Annotated in this window: 17 protein-coding genes; 5 read left to right on the top strand and 12 right to left on the bottom strand. The window is 63.0% G+C overall.

Annotation, left to right across the window (positions count from 1 at the left end; all coding sequences use genetic code 11):
- Positions 1 to 41 precede the first annotated feature (41 nt).
- From DBR47_RS19975 to DBR47_RS19960, 4 genes are all read right to left on the bottom strand, one after another.
- Entirely contained in the window at positions 42 to 1,088 is a 1,047-nt protein-coding gene (locus DBR47_RS19975) for a sulfate ABC transporter substrate-binding protein (protein WP_124453368.1), read from the bottom strand.
- Between the two features lie 219 nt (positions 1,089 to 1,307).
- Positions 1,308 to 1,616, bottom strand: a complete 309-nt coding sequence (locus DBR47_RS19970) for a ribosomal protein L7/L12 (RefSeq protein WP_124453366.1) — start codon at positions 1,614 to 1,616, stop codon at positions 1,308 to 1,310.
- A gap of 24 nt (positions 1,617 to 1,640) precedes the next feature.
- Positions 1,641 to 2,045: a DUF5329 domain-containing protein gene (locus tag DBR47_RS19965; RefSeq protein ID WP_124453364.1), complete on the bottom strand. Its 405-nt coding sequence runs from the start codon at positions 2,043 to 2,045 to the stop codon at positions 1,641 to 1,643.
- A gap of 56 nt (positions 2,046 to 2,101) precedes the next feature.
- Positions 2,102 to 4,552, bottom strand: coding sequence for a TonB-dependent siderophore receptor (locus DBR47_RS19960; protein ID WP_124453362.1), 2,451 nt, complete (start codon positions 4,550 to 4,552; stop codon positions 2,102 to 2,104).
- A 228-nt stretch (positions 4,553 to 4,780) separates the two neighbouring features.
- Between DBR47_RS19960 and DBR47_RS19955 the strand changes: the two genes are divergently transcribed.
- The 4 genes from DBR47_RS19955 (at position 4,781) to DBR47_RS19940 (ending at position 8,080) form a co-directional block, all read left to right on the top strand.
- Entirely contained in the window at positions 4,781 to 6,175 is a 1,395-nt protein-coding gene (locus DBR47_RS19955) for an APC family permease (RefSeq protein WP_124453360.1), read from the top strand.
- Complete coding sequence (locus DBR47_RS19950) at positions 6,172 to 6,786, top strand: hypothetical protein (RefSeq protein WP_124453358.1); 615 nt, start codon at positions 6,172 to 6,174, stop codon at positions 6,784 to 6,786. The genes DBR47_RS19955 and DBR47_RS19950 overlap by 4 nt, the downstream gene beginning before the upstream one ends.
- 63 nt (positions 6,787 to 6,849) lie before the next feature.
- A complete protein-coding gene (locus tag DBR47_RS19945) occupies positions 6,850 to 7,353 on the top strand; it encodes a hypothetical protein (protein WP_124453356.1) in 504 nt (167 codons plus the stop codon).
- Between the two features lie 289 nt (positions 7,354 to 7,642).
- The gene (locus DBR47_RS19940) at positions 7,643 to 8,080 is read left to right on the top strand and encodes a universal stress protein (protein WP_197047180.1); all 438 of its coding nucleotides are present in this window, start codon (positions 7,643 to 7,645) and stop codon (positions 8,078 to 8,080) included.
- 39 nt (positions 8,081 to 8,119) lie between these two features.
- Here DBR47_RS19940 and DBR47_RS19935 read toward each other — a convergent pair whose 3' ends face one another.
- On the bottom strand, positions 8,120 to 9,193 hold the full coding sequence (locus tag DBR47_RS19935; protein WP_370454935.1) for a LacI family DNA-binding transcriptional regulator: 1,074 nt from the start codon (positions 9,191 to 9,193) through the stop codon (positions 8,120 to 8,122).
- Between the two features lie 275 nt (positions 9,194 to 9,468).
- Complete coding sequence (locus tag DBR47_RS19930; RefSeq protein ID WP_124453353.1) at positions 9,469 to 13,071, bottom strand: indolepyruvate ferredoxin oxidoreductase family protein; 3,603 nt, start codon at positions 13,069 to 13,071, stop codon at positions 9,469 to 9,471.
- Between the two features lie 124 nt (positions 13,072 to 13,195).
- On the opposite strand from DBR47_RS19930, the gene DBR47_RS19925 reads away from it, so the two are divergent.
- Positions 13,196 to 13,666, top strand: coding sequence for an Lrp/AsnC family transcriptional regulator (locus DBR47_RS19925; protein WP_124453351.1), 471 nt, complete (start codon positions 13,196 to 13,198; stop codon positions 13,664 to 13,666).
- A gap of 35 nt (positions 13,667 to 13,701) precedes the next feature.
- Here DBR47_RS19925 and DBR47_RS19920 read toward each other — a convergent pair whose 3' ends face one another.
- The 6 genes from DBR47_RS19920 to DBR47_RS24620 form a co-directional block, all read right to left on the bottom strand.
- The gene (locus tag DBR47_RS19920) at positions 13,702 to 14,019 is read right to left on the bottom strand and encodes a DNA-binding transcriptional regulator (protein ID WP_124453349.1); all 318 of its coding nucleotides are present in this window, start codon (positions 14,017 to 14,019) and stop codon (positions 13,702 to 13,704) included.
- A complete protein-coding gene (locus DBR47_RS19915; protein WP_124453347.1) occupies positions 14,003 to 14,314 on the bottom strand; it encodes a type II toxin-antitoxin system RelE/ParE family toxin in 312 nt (103 codons plus the stop codon). Before DBR47_RS19915 ends, DBR47_RS19920 begins: the two co-directional genes overlap by 17 nt.
- A gap of 236 nt (positions 14,315 to 14,550) precedes the next feature.
- Positions 14,551 to 15,282: a hypothetical protein gene (locus tag DBR47_RS19910; protein WP_124453345.1), complete on the bottom strand. Its 732-nt coding sequence runs from the start codon at positions 15,280 to 15,282 to the stop codon at positions 14,551 to 14,553.
- A 334-nt stretch (positions 15,283 to 15,616) separates the two neighbouring features.
- Positions 15,617 to 16,063 (bottom strand): GNAT family N-acetyltransferase, encoded by a 447-nt coding sequence (locus DBR47_RS19905; protein WP_231512413.1) that lies wholly within the window; start codon positions 16,061 to 16,063, stop codon positions 15,617 to 15,619.
- A 129-nt stretch (positions 16,064 to 16,192) separates the two neighbouring features.
- Positions 16,193 to 16,804 carry a YceI family protein gene (locus DBR47_RS19900; protein ID WP_124453343.1) on the bottom strand — a complete coding sequence of 204 codons (612 nt, stop codon included), beginning with the start codon at positions 16,802 to 16,804 and terminating at the stop codon, positions 16,193 to 16,195.
- 170 nt (positions 16,805 to 16,974) lie between these two features.
- Positions 16,975 to 17,757, bottom strand: coding sequence for a hypothetical protein (locus DBR47_RS24620; RefSeq protein ID WP_156089055.1), 783 nt, complete (start codon positions 17,755 to 17,757; stop codon positions 16,975 to 16,977).
- Between the last annotated feature and the right edge of the window lie 7 nt (positions 17,758 to 17,764).

Raw genomic sequence — 17,764 nt, 5'->3', positions numbered from 1 at the left:
ACAGCGGTGTTCATCGGGTCAAAAAGGCTCGCGGGATTCGATCAGCGCTTTTGGGCGGCAATGATCTGGTCGTAAGTACCGCCATCGGCAAAGTGGGTCTTGCTGACCTTGGGCCAGCCGCCCAGGGTCTGGTCCACCGAGAACAGCTTGATATTGCTGAAGCGCTTGGCATTGGCCTTGAAGATGGCGGCGTCACGCGGGCGGAAGTTGTGGCGGACGATGATTTCCTGGGCGGCCGGGGTGAACAAGAAGTCCAGATAGGCCTTGGCCAGCTCCGTCGTGCCCTTCTTGGCTGCGACCTTGTCCACAATCGCTACGGGCGCTTCGGCCTCGATGGAGACGCTGGGGCTCACCACCTCGAACTGGCCCTTGCCGAATTCGTTTTCGATCAGCTCGGCTTCGGATTCAAAGGTCAAGAGCACATCGCCGATGCCACGCTGGGTGAAGGTGGTGGTGGCGCCGCGGCCGCCGCCGTCCAGCACCGGCACATTGGCAAAAATCTTGGAGACCAGATCCTTGGCTTGGGCCTCGCTGCCGCCCTTGGCGATCACGCTGCCCCAGGCGGCCAGATAGCTGTAGCGGCCATTGCCCGTCACCTTGGGGTTAGGGATGATGACCTGTACACCGGCGCGGGTCAGGTCGGCCCAGTCCTTGATCTGCTTGGGATTGCCCTTGCGCACCAGGAAGAGGATGGTCGAGCTGTAGGGCGCGGCATTGCTGGGGAAGCGCTTGCGCCAGTCGGCGGGGGTCAGGCCCTTTTCGGCCAGCACGTCCACATCGGTGGCCTGGTTCATGGTCACCACATCGGCCTCCAGGCCGCCGATCACTGAGCCGATCTGCTTGCTGGAGCCGCCATGCGATTGGTTCAGGGTCACGCTCTTGCCGGTCTTGGCCTTCCAGGCGGCGGCAAAAGCGGGGTTGATGTCTTTGTAAAGCTCACGGCTGACGTCGTAAGACACGTTCAGCAGCGTGTCCGCAGCGGCTTGCGCGCGGGCCACACCGGCCGTGGCCAAGAGGGCCGCCGACAGCAGGGCTGTGGTCAAAACCGTGCGGCGCGAGGACTGGGTCGGGCGGGTGTTTGCGGACATGATGGCAAGCGCGTGAAGCGTCGATGTGGATCAAGGCTTCGCAGGATGCCCGTAAGTCCTTATTCAAGGAACAACAGTTTTGGTATTTGCTTATCCGAAATAAGCAAATAGAAAAAAGAGCAAAGAGAGCGGTTTGCCATGGCTTTCGCCTTGTCGCGCAGGGCGCCAAACAAGCTTTCTCTTGGGCGCTGGGCGCCCGAATCGGCGTCGTTTGGGCGATCAGTGCTTGGGGGCTGAGTCGCTCACTGCCCCGTTGCGCAGCCCGTCAACCACCTCTTTGGCCTCCTTGAGGCCCAGGCCGGTTTGCTCGCGGTAGGCCTTGATGGCCGCAATCTGCTGCTTGGGCTCGCGCGCCAGAGCCAGGACTTCATCGGATGGGGGCTGGTATTTGCCCTCGGGTTCGGCATTGAGGTGCAGCAGCAAAGCCTGTAACTTGGCCTCCACCTGGGACAAGCGGCTGTGAATGCGGATCAGCTGGAAGATGCCGATACCCAAAATCAGAGCGGTCCAAGTTTCGATGGCGTTCATGGGGCAGCCTTTCTTTTGCTGGGTTTACTTGCTCTGGCCGCTTGCCCGCAAGGCCTTCAACTCGGCATTCAGCCAGGCCGCGCTTTCTTGCGGCGTGCTATTGCTGCCGCAGCGCACCAGATAGGGCTTGCCGCTGGAGCTGCTGGTGCTGGCGCCCAAAGCGATGAATTGCTCGGCGCTGCGGATGGCGTCCTTGCCTTCCAGATAGTCCAGCTTGCGCAGCAAATGCGTCTTGGCCTCGGCGCCGCTGTACCAAGAGCCATTGCGGTTGAACTGGCAGCCCGAGCTTTGTAGCTTGTTCAGCAAGCCATCCACCTCGGCCCGCGCTGGGGCGGGCAGAGGGGCGGCCTGGCTGGCCAGGGCCAGCAGCAGGCTAGCTAAGAGCAGGCCCCAAGCGGGTGAGGGGCGGTGAAACCGGTGTTTGTTCATGGGGCTCACTGTAGAGCCAGCGCACACCGGTGACTGTCCCCAAAATTCACCATGCTTCAGAAGGAATACTTCGCCTTGGCGTAGTAGAACGCACCGTTGAAGCCCACCGGCGAGAGCACGTCGTAGGGGAAGTTGCCGAAGTAGCTGATGTCATCTACGGAACGGGTGGGGTAGCGGTCGGTGATGTTGACGCCGCCCAGGCTCAGGCTGAATTGACGCGTGACTTTCACTTCGGCCTCCAGGTCCAGCTGCCAGACGGCGGCGTAGGTTTGGGTGGGGGTGAAGCCGCCGCCGAAGTCGAACACCCGGGTGGTCTCGCCGTGGCGGGTGGCGCGGGCCAGCAGGTTCCAGTTGCTGTTATTCCAATTGGCGCTGATGACATGGCGGTCGCGTGGCGCGGCCGCGGTGAGGGTGTTGCTTTCTTCCAGGCCGACCAGGGGCTTGTCAATGCCCAGTGCTTTCAAGGCGGCGCCGGTGTTGCGGATATTGCTGAGCGTGGTCTTGTTATAGCTGGAAGCCAGGGTCCAGCGCAGATCGCCGCCCAGGACGCCTGCTTGCGTCCACTGCCCCACCAGATCGACGCCGCGGGTGTGGGTGTCCACCGCATTGGTGAAGAAGTTGACGCCATTGACGCCGGCCACGCCGAACTGGGTTTGGATCAGCTGAGTCAAGGCATCGCTGCTCAGGCGCTCGGACAGGGTGATGCGATCCTTGACCTTCACATCGTAGGCATCGATGGACAGCGAGGCGGTCCTGCTCGGCTGCCAGCTCAGGCCCAGGCTGGCGTTGCGGGCGGTCTCGGCCTTGAGCTTCTCTGCCCCCAGGGCTTGGGCGATATCGCTGCCCACCGGCAGGGTGCGCACCTGGCTCAGGCTGCCGCCGTCGCCACGGTCGGTGACGGTGAAGGAAAAGCCGGTCTGCGCCAGCGAGGGCGCGCGGAAGTTGCTGGAGACGGCGCCGCGCAAGGCCAGGCCCTGGGCCAGCAAATAGCGAGCCGAGAGCTTGGCAGTCAGGGCACTGCCGAAGTCGGAATAACGGTCGGCGCGCAGGGCCAGATCGGCGAACAGGCGCTCGCTGATGTCGGCGCTCAGGTCGGCATAGGCGCCGATCAAATGGCGCGACAGGTCCACCGCATCCCCGGCCTGCAGACCCGGGCCGGCCTGGGCACCGGGTGTGCCATCGAAGGGGCCGACGCTATAAGACGCGGCATCGCCCGCTTGGGTGCGGAAGGACTCGCGCCGCGCCTCCACGCCCAGCGCCAGGGTGGCGGGTTTGGCCAGGCCCAGGGCCAGCTCCCGGGTGAAATCGGCGCTGAAGCCCAGCTGCTGGCTGCCGAAGTCGCCCAGATGGAACTGGGTGGGGCTGGCCGCGCCCAGCGAGACATTGAGCGAGTTGCGCAGGCCGTAGCTGAAGTCGTTGCGACCCAGGTTCAGCGAGACGTCGTAGTCCCACACCTTGTCCTCGCCCAAGCTGCCGCGCAGGCCGGCGGCCAGCTGCAGATCACGGCTCTTGCCGGTGGTCTCGGGGCGGTAGCCATTCGGGTAAATGGCTTTGACGTTGGAGAAACTGTCCGGATAGCGGAAATAGGCCGCGCCCTTGCTCTCACGTTGCTGCCAGGTGCCGAAGGCATAGGCTTGCGCGTTCGGGTTGAGGGTGAAGCCGCTGTTCAGCCACAGCGCCAGCTGATCCGACTCCGGCTCGCCCGGTGCGTAATTGCGCTTGCCTTGGAAGGCCAGATTCGCCGGGCTTGTCAGATCTTCCCAGGGCGGGATCTGGTCGGCGCCGGCGCGGTTGGTGTGGTCGCGGTGCGCGGCCTCCGCCCCGAAGCGCACAAAGCCACCGTCACCGACTCTGAAACCCAGCTTGCCGCGCAACTCACGGCTGGTGCCGTCGTTGAGGGTTTCATTGGTAGGTTCGAATTGGGTGTGGAAGCCGCCTAGCGTGCCTTCGACCTCGCCGCCGCTGTTGGCGTCATCCAGGATGATGTTGATCACGCCGGCAATCGCGTCGCTGCCGTACTGGGCGCCCGCGCCATCGCGCAAGACCTCGATGCGTTTGATGGCCGAGACAGGGATGGCATTGAAGTCCACCGGATTCGTGCCCTTGCCGGTCTTGGACTCCAGATTGACGATGGCGGAGTTGTGGCGGCGCTTGCCGTTGACCAGCACCAGCACCTGGTCGGGCGAGAGCCCGCGCAGCTGGGCGGCGCGCACATGGTCGCCGCCGCCGGAATTGCTCTGGCGCGGGAAGTTGAAAGAGGGCAGCAGGGTCTGCAGGGCGGCGGCCAAATTGCCGTCACCGGCCACGGCGCGTTGCAGGTCTTCTTGGCTCAGCACATCGACCGGCACGGGTGAGTTCAGCAGCGTGCGGTCCTTGGCCCGGGTGCCGGTGACCAGCACTTGTTCTAGTTGTTCGGTGGCCGGGGCCTGCGTCTGGGCTTGAACCGAGGCCTGGCTCAGGGCCAGAAACAGCAGGGCGGCTTGGGTGGTGGGGCTGAGCTTGGGCATGGCGGGGCGGGCTTGGTTATTTTTCTAAAGTCGCTGAGGCTAAAGCAAAGTCAGCGGGGCGACCAAGAACTTTGCGCAATAAGCTCATGCTTGAAACAAGCCAGGGCCGCCGCCCAAAAATGCGTCAGCGGTTAGCATGGCGGCGCGCAAGCCCCGTCTTCATCGTGTTTTTCGCCTCGGCTGCTGGGCTTGCGCCTCTCTTTCTCCCTTGTTCCTGTCCTTTTCTTCATGTCCCAATCCCCCCCGCAAGACCTGACCCCCACGCCCGCGACAACGGTGGCTCTGCCGCAACGCCTGCTCGATGTGAAGCATGCCGTCGCCCTGTGCGTGGGCATGGTGGTCGGTGCCGGCATCTTCAAGACCTCGCCCATGGTGGCGGGCGCGCTCAGCAGTTCCACCGATCTCTATCTGGCCTGGGCCTTTGGCGGCCTGCTGTCCTTTATCGGCGCCCTGTGTTTTGCCGAGATGGCGTCGAGCTTCCCCGACACCGGCGGCGACTATTTCTTTCTACGCCGCGCCTACGGCCAGCGCCTGGGTTTTCTGTTTGCCTGGTCGCGCTTTGCGGTGATTCACACCGGCTCCATGGCCTTGCTGGCCTTTGTGTTCGGCGACTATCTGGCCCAGGTGGTGGATTTGCGGCCCTATCTCGGTGAGTTCGCCAGCGCCGTGCTGGGCGCCGGGCTGATCCTGGCCCTGACCGGGCTGAATCTGCTCGGTGTGCGGGTAGGCATGGGCACGCAAGTGGGCCTGACCAGCATCGTGCTGGGCGGGCTCTTGCTGCTGGGCCTGGGTGCCGGCGTTTATGTGGCCGACGGCCATCTGCCGCAGACGGCCTTGGCAGTGGTGGATGCCCAGCGACAGAACTGGGGTCTGGGCCTGGTCTTCGTTTTCCTGGCCTATGGCGGCTGGAGCGACGCGGCCACCTTGTCGGCCGAGATGCGCGATCAAAGGAATGGCATCAAGCGCGCCCTGTGGTGGGGCTTGGTGCTGGTGTCCGGCCTTTATCTGCTGGCCAATTGGGCCTATCTGCAGGTGCTGGGTCTGGACGGTCTGGCCAAGAGCCAGGCCCCGGCGGCCGAGCTGATGCGGGCCGTGTTTGGCAAGCCAGGCGAGTTGCTGATGGTGGCCATCGTCAGCCTGACCGCCTTGTCGGTGATGAACGCCATCCTGATCGCGGGGCCGCGCACCACCTACGCCGCCACCCGCGATGTGGCCGGTGCCTTGCAGCTGGCGCGCTGGGACGCCAAGCGCGGCACACCGACCGCTGCCGTGCTGGCCACCAGCGGCGTGGCCCTAGGCCTGGTCGCGTTTGGCGCGGCCACGCGCGGCGGTTTTTCCACCATGGTGGACTATCTCTCGCCGGTCTACTGGTTCTTCATGACGCTCAGCGCCCTGGCCGTCATCGTGCTGCGTCGCCGCGAACCCGCCGTGCATCGCCCCTACAAAGTGCCTTTCTATCCCGTCCTGCCCCTGGCTTTCGCGGGCTGCTGCCTATATGTGCTGTGGTCCAGCGTGGTCTATGTGCGGGCCGGCGCCATGGTGGGTGTGGGTGTCTTGGTGCTGGGTGCTTTGTTGCTGCTGCCCTTGCGTAAGCTGGCTTCGCCCCCAAATCAAGCCGCATGAAGAGCAATCTCCCCATGCTGCCCGAGCAGGCCGACGGCGGCTTTGCGGCCAAGGTCTCAAGCGCCTTGCTGGACCTGGTCTCGACCCGGCCCGAGTCCGCACGCGAGCCCGCGCTCAAGCCGGCCCATGCCGCCCACGCCGCCGGCCAGGAGGCGGCTCGCAAGGCCGCGCTGGCCGCGGGCTCTCTGGCCTTGCCGCCGGGCCCGCTGGGTTGGTTGACGATCTTGCCGGAGCTGCTGACCGTCTGGCGCATCCAGCGCCAGGTGGTGGCCGACATCGCCGCGCTCTACGGCCGCACGGCCGATCTGGGACGCGAGCAGATGCTGTACTGCCTGTTTCGCCACACGGCGGCCCAGGCGGTGCGCGATCTGGCCGTGCGGGTAGGCGAGCGCCTGGTGATTCAGCCCGTATCGGCCAAGGTCTTGCAAATCATCGGCAACAAGATCGGCGTCAAGCTGAGCGAGAAGCTGCTGCAAAAAACCGTGGCCCGCTGGGTGCCCCTGGCCGGTGCGGCAGCCGTCAGTGCCTACGCCTTTTACGACACGCAAAAGGTGGCGCGCACCGCCATCGAGCTTTTTGAAGGCATGGCCAAGGCCCCTCGTCAACCCTGAGTTCCGGGCAGAAGCTGACGCGTAAACTCGGCAGCGTCTTCCTAGCTGTACGGGACCGCGCCCATGACCCTGCCTGCCATTCTGGATGTGGAAGCCTCGGGCTTCGGCCGTGGCAGCTATCCCATCGAGGTGGGTTTTGTGGATGCCAGCGGCGGCCTGTTCTGTTCCCTGATCCAGCCCGAGCCCGAGTGGCAGCACTGGGACGAGTCGGCCGAGGCCTTGCACGGCATCAGCCGCGAGACGCTCTTGCGACACGGCAAGCCGCCCGCCTGGGTGGCGCAGCAAATCAATCAACGCCTGGGCGGCCAGTTGGTCGTCTGCGATGCCTGGGGCTATGACTACCCCTGGCTGGCCCGGCTTTTCGATGCGGTGGACATGGTGCCGCAGTTCAAGCTGGTCGACCTGCGCGGTCAGCTCAGCGAGGACGAAGCCCTGCGCTGGCATGAGGTGTTGAGCCAGGTGCGGGCCGAGAGCCCGCACAAGCGCCACCGTGCCAGCAGCGATGCCCTGGACCTGCGCCTGGCCTTGCAACGCCTGCGCAGCAGCGCCGCCTTGCCGCTGGGCTGAAGCGAAACACCAGTGTGGTGTTTCACACTGTGTGGAACATAAAACCGCGTCTTTGCCCCCATGGCCGCGTTGCAAATCCTCGCCATAGCAACGGCTATGTCTGCGGTTTGCGCCTTGCCACAGGGCCAAATCCATCGGTTTTATTAAGTTCCACACAGCATGAAACACCACACTAGCCCGCCGCTCAAAGCGCCGCCTGTTGATGTATGACAAGCCACGCAGGTGCCCGTGGGTGGAGCATGTTAGAAAGCTCAAACCCGTTTATCGATTGCATCGAGGAGCTCAGACCATGTTCTTCCACAAGATCCTCATCCCCACCGACGGCTCTGCCACCGCCCAACGTGCGGCCTTGGTCGCCGCCGATCTGGCCAAACGTTATGGCGCGACGCTGGAAATCGTCAGCGTGATCGACCCCTCGCCCTTCATCTACTTCCCCGACAGCGGCGGCGAGGCCATGAGTTATTACATGGAGGCCTCCGAGGCCGGCGCCAAGCAAGGCATCGAACATGCGGAGGACGCGGCCACCACGGCCGGCGTGGCTTACGCCAGCCATGTTTTGCGCGAACATGGGCCGGCCCAGTCCATCGTCGAGCATGCCAAGAGCGCGGGCTGCGATCTCATCGTCATCGGCTCGCACGGCCGCCGTGGCCTGGACGCCGTGCTCTTGGGCAGCGTGGCTCAGAAGGTGTTGACGCTGGCGCCGGTGCCGGTCTTTGTGATCAAGTAGACACCGGCTCAGGCAGTTAGGGGCCAGCTGATGAAGGGCTCAGGCCGCTGTTTTGCTGGCGGCCTTGAGCTTGGTGGGTAGGCGCGAGGTCTGGCGCTGCACCAGCTCGGTGGGTAGCTCGATGGGCAGCACACGCTCGCCGCCTAGCTGGGCCATCAAGGCCTGGACCAGGGCCTCACCGGCCGCCACGATGGGCTGGCGTATGGTGGTCAGCGGCGGCTGGTAATGCACGGCCAGGGCGATGTCGTCGTAACCAACCACGGCCACGTCCTCGGGCACGCGCAGGCCGTGGCGACGCAGGGCGCTGATGGCCGTCATCGCCACCAGATCGCTGGAGGCAAAGATGGCATCCAGGGCCTGACCGCTTTGCAGCAAGGCGTCCATATCCGCGTCGATCGCCGCGCTGATGAAGGGCACGGGCCGGCACAGGGCCGGATCGGGCTTGAGGCCGCGGCGCTCATGGGCCAGCAAATAGCCTTCATGGCGCTGCGAGATCTCGGGCAGGCTCGGGTCGCCCAGGAAGGCGATATGCCGCGCGCCTTGCGCGAGCAAATGCTCGACGGCCAGGCGGCCGCCTTCCAGGTTGTCGCTGCCCACGGTGCAGTAGAGCTGCTGGGGCAGCTTGGCGCCCCAAACTACCAGGGGCACGCGGCGCATGGCCAGCTCATTGAGCTGGTCGTGGTGATGCCATTGGCCGATCAAGATGATGCCCATGGCCCGACCCGTTTGGTAGGGCCGGCCGGCGCGGTCCAGATGCTCGGCATCCACCCGCGAGAGCAGCATGTCAAAACCCTGGGCGGTGCAGGCATCGGCAATGCTGCCGATCAGGGACAGAAAGAAGGGGTCCGACAGGCTTTGCCCGGTCGAAGCCTCATGCGGCACGATCACCGCGATGGTGTTGCTTTGTTTGAGGCGCAGGTTTTGCGCACCCACATTGACCGAGTAGTTCAGCGAGGCGGCCAGCTCGGCCACGCGGGCGCGGGTCTTCTCGTTGACCAGGGGGCTGCCGGCCAGGGCGCGTGAAACTGTGGAGACCGCCACGCCCGCCAGGCGGGCAATATCGGCCATCTGCGCGCGGCCAGGGGCGGGGTTGTGCTGGGGTTTGCTCGTCACTCGGGGTCTGCGCCCGCTGGGGAGACGGGCATCGCTCAAATCAGTTTTTCAGTATAGGTCGGCCCCCCCTTGTTCAAAGGATCGCTTGCGGGTAAGTCCGGGGTGCAAACGGTTGTGTTTGGGCGATATCAAGCGAATTGCAGTGAATTGCTGGTGTTTTCCCGAGGGTGCGCCGGCTCACTGTCCGCTGATCCTGGCCGTTTGAGGCCATGGGCCGGGCCAAGAAAAAGCGCCCCTGGCGGAGCCGAGGGGCGCTTGGGGTCAAGCCTGGTCGATCACAACTCCGCCACGCCCTTGATGCGGGCGGCGGGCTGGGGCATGGCCACCGGCTTGCTCTCCACGGCGCGGCCGTGGAAGCGGTCCAGCAAGTCCTTCCACTGCGCCTTGACGCTGACCACATTGGCCAGCTTGACGTGGCCGTAACCGCGAATTGTCTCGGGCAGGCGGGCCAACTTGACGGCCAGGTCCAGCCGGTCCTTGCTGCCGTCTGCCTTCAGGCCTTGCAGCAGCTCGTCGATTAGCGCCTCGTACTCGTGGATCAGACCGCGCTCCATGCGGCGCTCCTCGGTCTTGCCGAAGATGTCCAGCACGCCGCCGCGCAAGCTCTTGAACTTGGCCATCACTTTGAGCGCCTGGAAGGTCCAGGAGCCCAGGGCGATCTTCTTCACCCGGCCGTCTTTGCCCGGCTTGGCCAAGAGCGGCGGCGCCATATGGAAGCTCAAGGACTCCCAGTTGTCGAACTGGGCCTTCATGCTGGCTTCAAACGTGCCGTCGGTGTAGAGGCGGGCGACTTCCCATTCGTCCTTGATGGCCAAGAGCTTGGCGTAGTAGCGCGCCACGGCTTTGCTCAGGCGCTCGGCCTTGCCTGCTTCGCCCAGCTGGGCCTCGGCTGCACGCACCTTCTGCACCAGCTCGGTATAACGCTTGGCGTAGGCGGCATCTTGGTAAGCCGTCAGATGCTGGACGCGGCGGGCGATCAAGCCCTCGGGGCCGTCCAATTTGTCTTGGCCCAGCAGCAGCTGAACCTTCTGAGGCTGGGGGCCGCTCAGGCGCGCCAAGGCCTCGGGCGCGCCAATGGCCAGGCGGCCCAGGGCGAAGGCGGTCTTATTGCCTTCCACCGCCACGCCGTTGAGTTCGATGGCGCGCATCAGTGCCGCCTCGCTCAAGGGGATCAGGCCGCGCTGCCAGCAAGCGCCCAGCATGATGATGTTGCTGGGCATGGTGTCGCCCATCATGGTTTGGGCAATCGCCTGGGCGTCGATGGTGGACAGCAAGCTCGCATCGTTACCCACCGCATGCAGCATCTTGGCCAGCAGGGATTCGCCTTGCAGATTGGCATCGGGGTTGCGCACAAAAGCGGCCGTGGGCAGCTCATGCGTGTTGGCCAGGATGACGGTGCGGCCGGGCTTGACGGTGCCCAGGGCGTCGGGCGAGGCGCCCACCACCTTGTCGCAGGCCAAGAGCACATCGGCCTGTTGGGTGTCGATGCGCACCTGGTTGAGCAGTTCCTTGCTCGGGGCCAGGCGCACAAAGCTCAGGACCGAGCCGCCTTTTTGCGCAAAGCCCATGAAGTCCAGCACCGAGGCCTGCTTGCCTTCCAGATGCGCCGCCATGGAAACCAGCGCCCCCACGGTCACCACGCCGGTGCCACCCACGCCGGTGACGAGCAAGTCAAACGGGCCCGTCCAGTCCCAGGTGGCGGGGGCCGTCAGTGCGGCCACTTCGCGGCTCAGGTCCTGGGCGGTGAAGGCCGCACCTTCGCGTTTTTTGAGTTGGGCGCCGTGCACCGAGACAAAGCTGGGGCAAAAGCCATTGACGCAAGAGAAGTCCTTGTTGCAGCTGCTTTGCTCGATGGCGCGCTTGCGGCCGAAGTCGGTTTCCACCGGCACGACGGACAGGCAGTTGCTGGCCTGGCCGCAGTCGCCGCAGCCTTCGCAGACCTGCTCGTTGATGAAGATGCGCTTGGGCGGATCGACGAACTCTTTCTTCTTGCGGCGGCGGCGCTTCTCGGCGGCGCAGGTCTGGTCGTAGATCAAGACGGTCACGCCCTCGATCTCGCGCAAGTCGCGCTGCACCGCGTCCAGCTCGCTGCGGTCGTGGAACGTGGTGCCGGCGGGGAAGAGGCCGTGGTGGCCCTCGTACTTGCCAATCTCATCGGACACCACCACCAGCTTCTTCACGCCCTCGGCCTCCACCTGGCGGGCGATCTGGGGCACGCTGGTCTGGCCGTCCACCGGCTGGCCGCCGGTCATGGCGACGGCGTCGTTGTAGAGAATCTTGTAGGTGATATTCGTCTTGGCGGCGATGGCCTGGCGGATCGCCAAATACCCGCTGTGGTAGTAAGTACCGTCACCCAGGTTCTGGAACACATGCTTCTCGGTGGTGAAGCGCGAGGCCGCCGCCCAGTCCACGCCCTCGGCGCCCATCTGGATCAGGCCTGAGGTGCCGCGCTCCATCCAGCTGGCCATGAAGTGGCAGCCGATACCGGCCAGGGCGCGCGAGCCGTCTGGCAGCTTGGTGGAAGTGTTGTGCGGGCAGCCCGAGCAGAAGTAGGGCTGGCGGCGCACACCGTCGGCCGCATTGCTTAGCAAGCAGGGGGTGAGGAAGTCGCGCACGAGTTCCTGGCGGTCCAGCGAGGGCGAGAGCCGCGCCAGCCAGCGGGCCACCGTGCTCATGATGCGCGAGGGGCGCAGCTCGCCGATGGCGCTGAGCACCGGCTGGCCCAGCTCATCGGTCTTGCCGATGACGTGCGGGCGTTGCGCGTCGGGCAGGTGGTAGAGCAGTTCCTTGATCTGGCGCTCCACCACCGGGGCTTTTTCTTCGATCACCAGGATGTCGCTCAGGCCCTGGGCGAAGGCCGCCATGCGTGTCGTTTCCAGCGGGAACACCAGGCCCACCTTGTAGACCCGCACACCGGCCAGGGCCAGGTCCACCGTGCTCAGGTTCAGGCGGCGCAGCACTTCCATGAAGTCGTAATGCGCTTTCCCGACGGTGACGATGCCGAGCTTGGCCTGCGGGCTGACGACGATGTGCTTGTCGATGCTGGCGTTGAGCTTGGCAAAGGCGCGCACGGCCGCAAACTTGTGCTCCAGGCGCGACTCCAGCTCCAGCGAGGGCAGGTCCACCGCGCGGATATGCAGATCCACCGGCGACTGGAAATCGGGCGGGTTCACAAACTCCGTCTGGATGGCATCCAGATCCACCGTCATGCCCGACTCCACCACCTCCGAGATGGCCTTGAAGCCCACCCAGGTCGAGGAGAAGCGGCTCAGCGCCCAGCCGTAAAGGCCGAACTCCAGATACTCCGCCACATTGCCCGGGTGCACGATGGGCATATGCCAGGCTTGCAGGGCCAGATCGCTTTGGTGCGGGGTGCTGGAGGACACGCAGCCATGGTCATCGCCGCAGACGACCAGCACGCCGCCTTGCTTGGAAGTGCCGTAGACATTGCCATGCTTGAGCGCATCGCCCGAGCGGTCCACGCCCGGGCCCTTGCCGTACCACATGGCAAACACGCCCTCGGCCGTGCGCTTGGGGTCCAGGGCCACGCGCTGCACGCCCAGGCAGGCCGTGGCGGCGAGGTCTTCATTGATGGCGGGCAGGAAGTTGACCTTCGCCGCATCGAGGAACTTCTTGGCCTTCCACAGCTGCTGGTCCACCATGCCCAGCGGCGAGCCGCGATAGCCCGAGACAAAACCGGCGGTGTTCAGTCCGGCCTTTTCGTCCTGCGCCTTTTGCGCCAGCAGCAGGCGCACGATGGCTTGGGTGCCGGTCAAGAAAACCGCGCCGCTCGTGGCGGCCAGGTTGTCGGAGAGCTTGTAGGGGCGCAAATCGGGCGCGGTCGGCTGGCTTGGGGAAGCGCTGTTGCTGGCTGACATGGACGGTCTCCGTCTAATTTTCTAAAAGTAGCCGGGGATTTTTGTGCAGAAGCGGCGGAGATACTTACTCCGTTTACCCAATTTCCACTGGTCAATGAGAGAATTTCTCTCAAAGGTGGACAAAATGGATAGTGAACGTTTCGACCGAGCCACGCGCCAGATTCTGGAGGCCTTGCAAGCCGACAGCCGGCAGAGCACCCAAGCCCTGGCCGACAAGGTGGGCCTCTCCGCCACGCCCGTGTGGCGGCGCATCAAAGAGTTAGAAGAAAGCGGCGTCATCCGCCGCCATGTGGCCCTGGTGGACCGCGAAAAGCTAGGCCTCAATATCTGCGTGATGGCTAACGTCAGCCTGGTACGGCATAGCGAGGGTGCGGTCGAGCAATTCGAGCGCCTGGCCCTGGCCAGCCGCGAGATCATCGAGTGCTACGGCATCACCGGCGAGGCGGACTACGTCATCAAGGTGGTGGTGCCGGACATGAAGGCTTACGACCTGTTCCTGCAATCCCAAATCTTCAAGATTCCCGGCGTGTCTAGTGTGCGTAGCAATGTGGTGTTACGCGAGGTGAAGTATGAGACGGCGTTGCCGGTGGGGTGAGGGTGGGCTTTGCTGGGATGCAATGGGACCTGCGCTTATTGTTTGCCCGCGACGTCCAGCAGGGCCTTGGGGTTGGTGCGTGCAATGGCGAGCAGTGTTCGCGCTGCGCCACTTGGCTCCTTGCGGCCTTGCTCCCAGCCCTGCAGGGTTCTAACGGACACGCCGAGCAGCGCTGCGAACTGAGACTGCGACAGGCCGGTGCGCTCTCTGGCTTCAATGGCTGGCGAACGCACAACCGAGGTCTTGCCAGCCTTCATCTGGCGCACCGATTCCAGCAAATCCGCAGCGAGGTCGCGAGTGGCCTCAAAGGCGCGCAGCTGTGTGTCGGTGAGAGGCTTAACTTTCGAGGGCACGACGAATCTCCTTGAGCTTTGGGCCGGTCAGGTTGTCTGTTTTTGACTTTGCATACAGCGTCAGCAGAACAATTTCTCCTGCCAGTGTTCGGGTGAAGTAGATGACGCGAACGCCACCCGACTTGCCTGAACCCGCGCGGCTCCAACGGACTTTGCGTATGCCGCCCGATTCGGGCACCACGTCCCCGGCGTCTGGGTAGTCAGCGATGTATGCCGCGAACTCCCCCCGCTCCTCCTCCGTCCAGTAGAGCGGCCATTGCTTTTGGAAGAGCAGGGTTTCAACGACCGTGAGCATGTTGGGACTATACGCCTAGGGCGTATAGGTGTCGAGTGGGTTTCAATGCTGCAAGATCGTGGAGACCTGTTTAAGTTTGGGTCGGGTTCTGCCGTTTGATGGGCTGTCATTTTGATGGGTGTCCCGCTCTTCTTTTTTTCGCTGCGTGTCGCCTCGTTCGATTTTATTTTGCGGAGTTCATGGGTGAGGAGCTCATTCCGCGGGTTAATAGTTAAGAACTGTCGCCGATTTTTTGCTCAATCCAAAATTGAGATATCCCAGTCATTGGACCTCAGGAGATATTGAGTTAGCCTAAGATTTCTAACAAGAAGTCCAGGAGGGCAGCTTGTAGTAAGCCCCACTTCTACGAATCCAGGTTTTCCTAGAAGGGGCGCATTTTTTCGTACTTGATGCATGGAAAAATTTTCCAGTGAACCATCTGCACATTGTTCTCGTTTGACTCGCTTGTCGGATGAATTCAATATATTTGAAACATACTCATGTATTTGAAGAAATTCACTTCCGTTAATACCGGCAGTATAAGAATATTCGCTTTCATCCAGGTTTGCGCATCCACTTAATTGGATTTTCATTTGATCGAATGTAATGATATTGAATTTTTCTTTTCCCTCTTCCTTGAAAAAATATAAAATACTTTTTCTTTGATGGCAAACCCCGTGGATCTCCTTTGATTTACTGTAGTAGTACTCCCTGCGATCTCCGAATTTGTTCACGCAACTTTTGGCGGCTATAGTTGTTTTGAGTTTGGTCGTGGCTTTTTCCAGGGGAATTACATGACAAGTTTCTTGTAGTGGAGCGCGTCCTGCCCAGGAATTTGCCACAAGGCACCATAGAAATATTGGTGCTAGTTTTAGTGTTGGTTTCATTTCATCACCAAAGTTTGTGCTGCGGCTTACGTGGCGACTTATTGTTTTTGTAGTTGTTTGGAATGTTGAGTTGTTCAATCGGCGAGAATGGACGCCTTCCAAGGTCAATATTGGAATGCATAACGTGTTCAGCGCGTAGGGATACGAAGGGACTTCCCAACTTCTGGCAAACGGCGTCAATGCGCCAAGATTGGCGTTCTCGAAGTCATTAATCAGCTGCCACTTGAAAGGTAAATTCCATGGAGAAGATTACCCGAGCGTGTAGGTCGGGTTAGCGCAGCGTAACCCGACAACTTTCGACAAACAGGCAAACAAAAGGATTCGGACGAGCTTGTCGCAAATGCTCTGGCTGACAGGCTCAGCATCTGCCAGGGGCTCCGATAGTGGCCAAGTGGGCGTCGGGTTACGCTGCGCTAACCCGACCTACAACTGCGGTTCAAGCCAGATCAGCGGGCCGACGCTGCTCAAACAAGGCATCACCGTCGGCGTCAAGCCCCGTGAAGGTCCATCCTGTCGCGGCATAAAAGCCTTCAGCGCGGGTTCCGGCGCCGGTGCTGAGATGAATGCGCTCAAGCCCTTCTTGGGCAAACAACCATTCAACCATGGGCGCCTGAACCCGCTTGCCGTAGCCCAGGCCTTCGTGGTCTTGGTGTACGAAGACGGCCCAGATGTTTCCCGTCGCCCGCTCGCCGATGGCGAAGGCGAGCACGACGCCGTCTTTCTCCAGCACCCAGCCGCGCCCTAGCGTTTCCAGATAGGGGATGTAGCTGGCCTCCTTGATGCGGGTATTCGGCGCTAATCTGTTCTCGCGGACGGCAAGACGGACCCGGTGCATGGCCGGGATGTCTGCGAGGGTGGCGCATCTAACGATGATTTCGCTCATAGGTCCGTAGCTTGGGTTAGCGCAGCGTAACCCGACAACTTTGCCAGCATCGGCCTGGGCGGCGGCGATGGCCCTGTGGGCGTCGGGTTACGCTGCGCTAACCCCGACCTACTACTCACCCCGACTCACTCACTCCCTCGCCACCGCCTCCACCTGAATCCTTAGCTTCACCTCCATCTTGAAACCCCAGTCCTTGCCCGCGCTCAGGCCGAACTCGTCGCGCTGGAAGCTGCCGGAGGCGTCGGCGCCGCAGAAGTCGCGTTTGAGCATGGGGTGGGGCATGCACTTGAGTTGGTGAATCGTCAAGGTCATGGGCCGGGTCTGGCCGTTCAGGCTCAGCTCACCGACGACCTGAGTCGGCGCCTTGTCTTTGCCGCCGCCTTCGAAGCGGCCCTTGAACGTCGCGCTTGGGTCCTTGCCCTTCTCCGTCAGATTGAAAAAATCCTTGCCAATGGCCCAGCTGTTCATGGCGGGCTGGCCGAAGTCGATGCTGCTCAGGTCCATCGTTACTTCGACGCTGCCGGCGCCTGTGGTCTTGTCGTATTTGATGCTGCCGGCGTTCTTGTTCAGCTTGCCGCGCCAGTAGGACATGCCCATATGGTCGGCCTCGAAGCTGGGGTAGGTGTGGCTGGGGTCGATGTCGTAAGCCACCGGCGCGGCCAAGGCGGGCAGGGCGGGCGCTAGGACGAGGGCGGCAGCGAGGGCGCGCAGGGCGGCAGAAGCAGGGTGAGGTGATTTCATCCGGGGGCCTTTCGATGGTGAACAAAGAATAGTTCGCGAGCCCTGGCAGTGTCGCCATGCTGGCGACGAAGCCCCATCCTGGTTTTCGACAAGGGGCTGAGTCCGCAGGTTCAGCCCCTTGGCCTTCATCTCCCTCTGCAGCGCCGCGAGAAGGCGGTGATGAGGCCTCCTCAGTACCCGGCCAGGTCTCGCATCTCCACGGTCTTGTCGCTGAACTGGATGCGCTCGATGCTGCGCAGGATCAGCCGCGCACCATCGGGGCTGCCGCTGAGCAGATGGGCGTCGTGCTGGCCGGAAACAGGCGTCACGACCAGGCGGAAAGGGCCGAAGGCGTTGACACGCTTGAGCTTGGCCAACTGGCTGGAGAAGCCCAGCACCAAGGTGTCACGAGCCAGGCCGCCGTCGATCAAAGAAAGCTTGTCAGAAGCGGTCTTGAGCTCGATCACATCGTTGCCATTACCCGCGTAAATGAGGTTGACTGCCTGTGGCTTGCCGACAATGTGGTTGCCACCCGCGCCACCGTAAAAAGCGGCTTCGGCTGCGGCCTTGGCGGCGCCACTGCCTGAGCCCGCGGCAGCGAGATCGACGGTGCTGGCTTGATCGCTGCCGCGCGTTGCGGCACTGCTTTCGACCTGTAAGTCCACCAAATTGGAGCTGGCGCCGCCGCTGACCTCGACTTTGACGAACACCGGGCCGTCGCGCAGGGCGAGCATGGGGTGGGCCAGCTTGCCCAAGCTGCCGATGCGGTCGGGCTCGTTCAACCCGGCGTAGAGCTGGTAGCCCGCTTCATCAAAAACGGTCAGATTGAATGACCATTCGTTGCTGCTGCCAAAGCGGTAGAAGTGGCCCTTCTGCAGCTCGACCCTGTACACACCCGAGCCCAGCACCTCGGCGCGTCGCTCCCAGCCATGGGGGTTGGCCGCTGCTGGCTGGAAGGCGGTGGCGGGCAGCAATTTGGCC

Origin of the sequence: Paucibacter sp. KBW04, assembly GCF_003852425.1 — a bacterium.
In the GTDB taxonomy this organism is placed as follows: Bacteria; Pseudomonadota; Gammaproteobacteria; order Burkholderiales; family Burkholderiaceae_C; genus Paucibacter_A.
The sequence above is the reverse complement of the archived record's forward strand: the minus strand, read 5'-3'. Positions and strand labels throughout refer to the sequence as shown.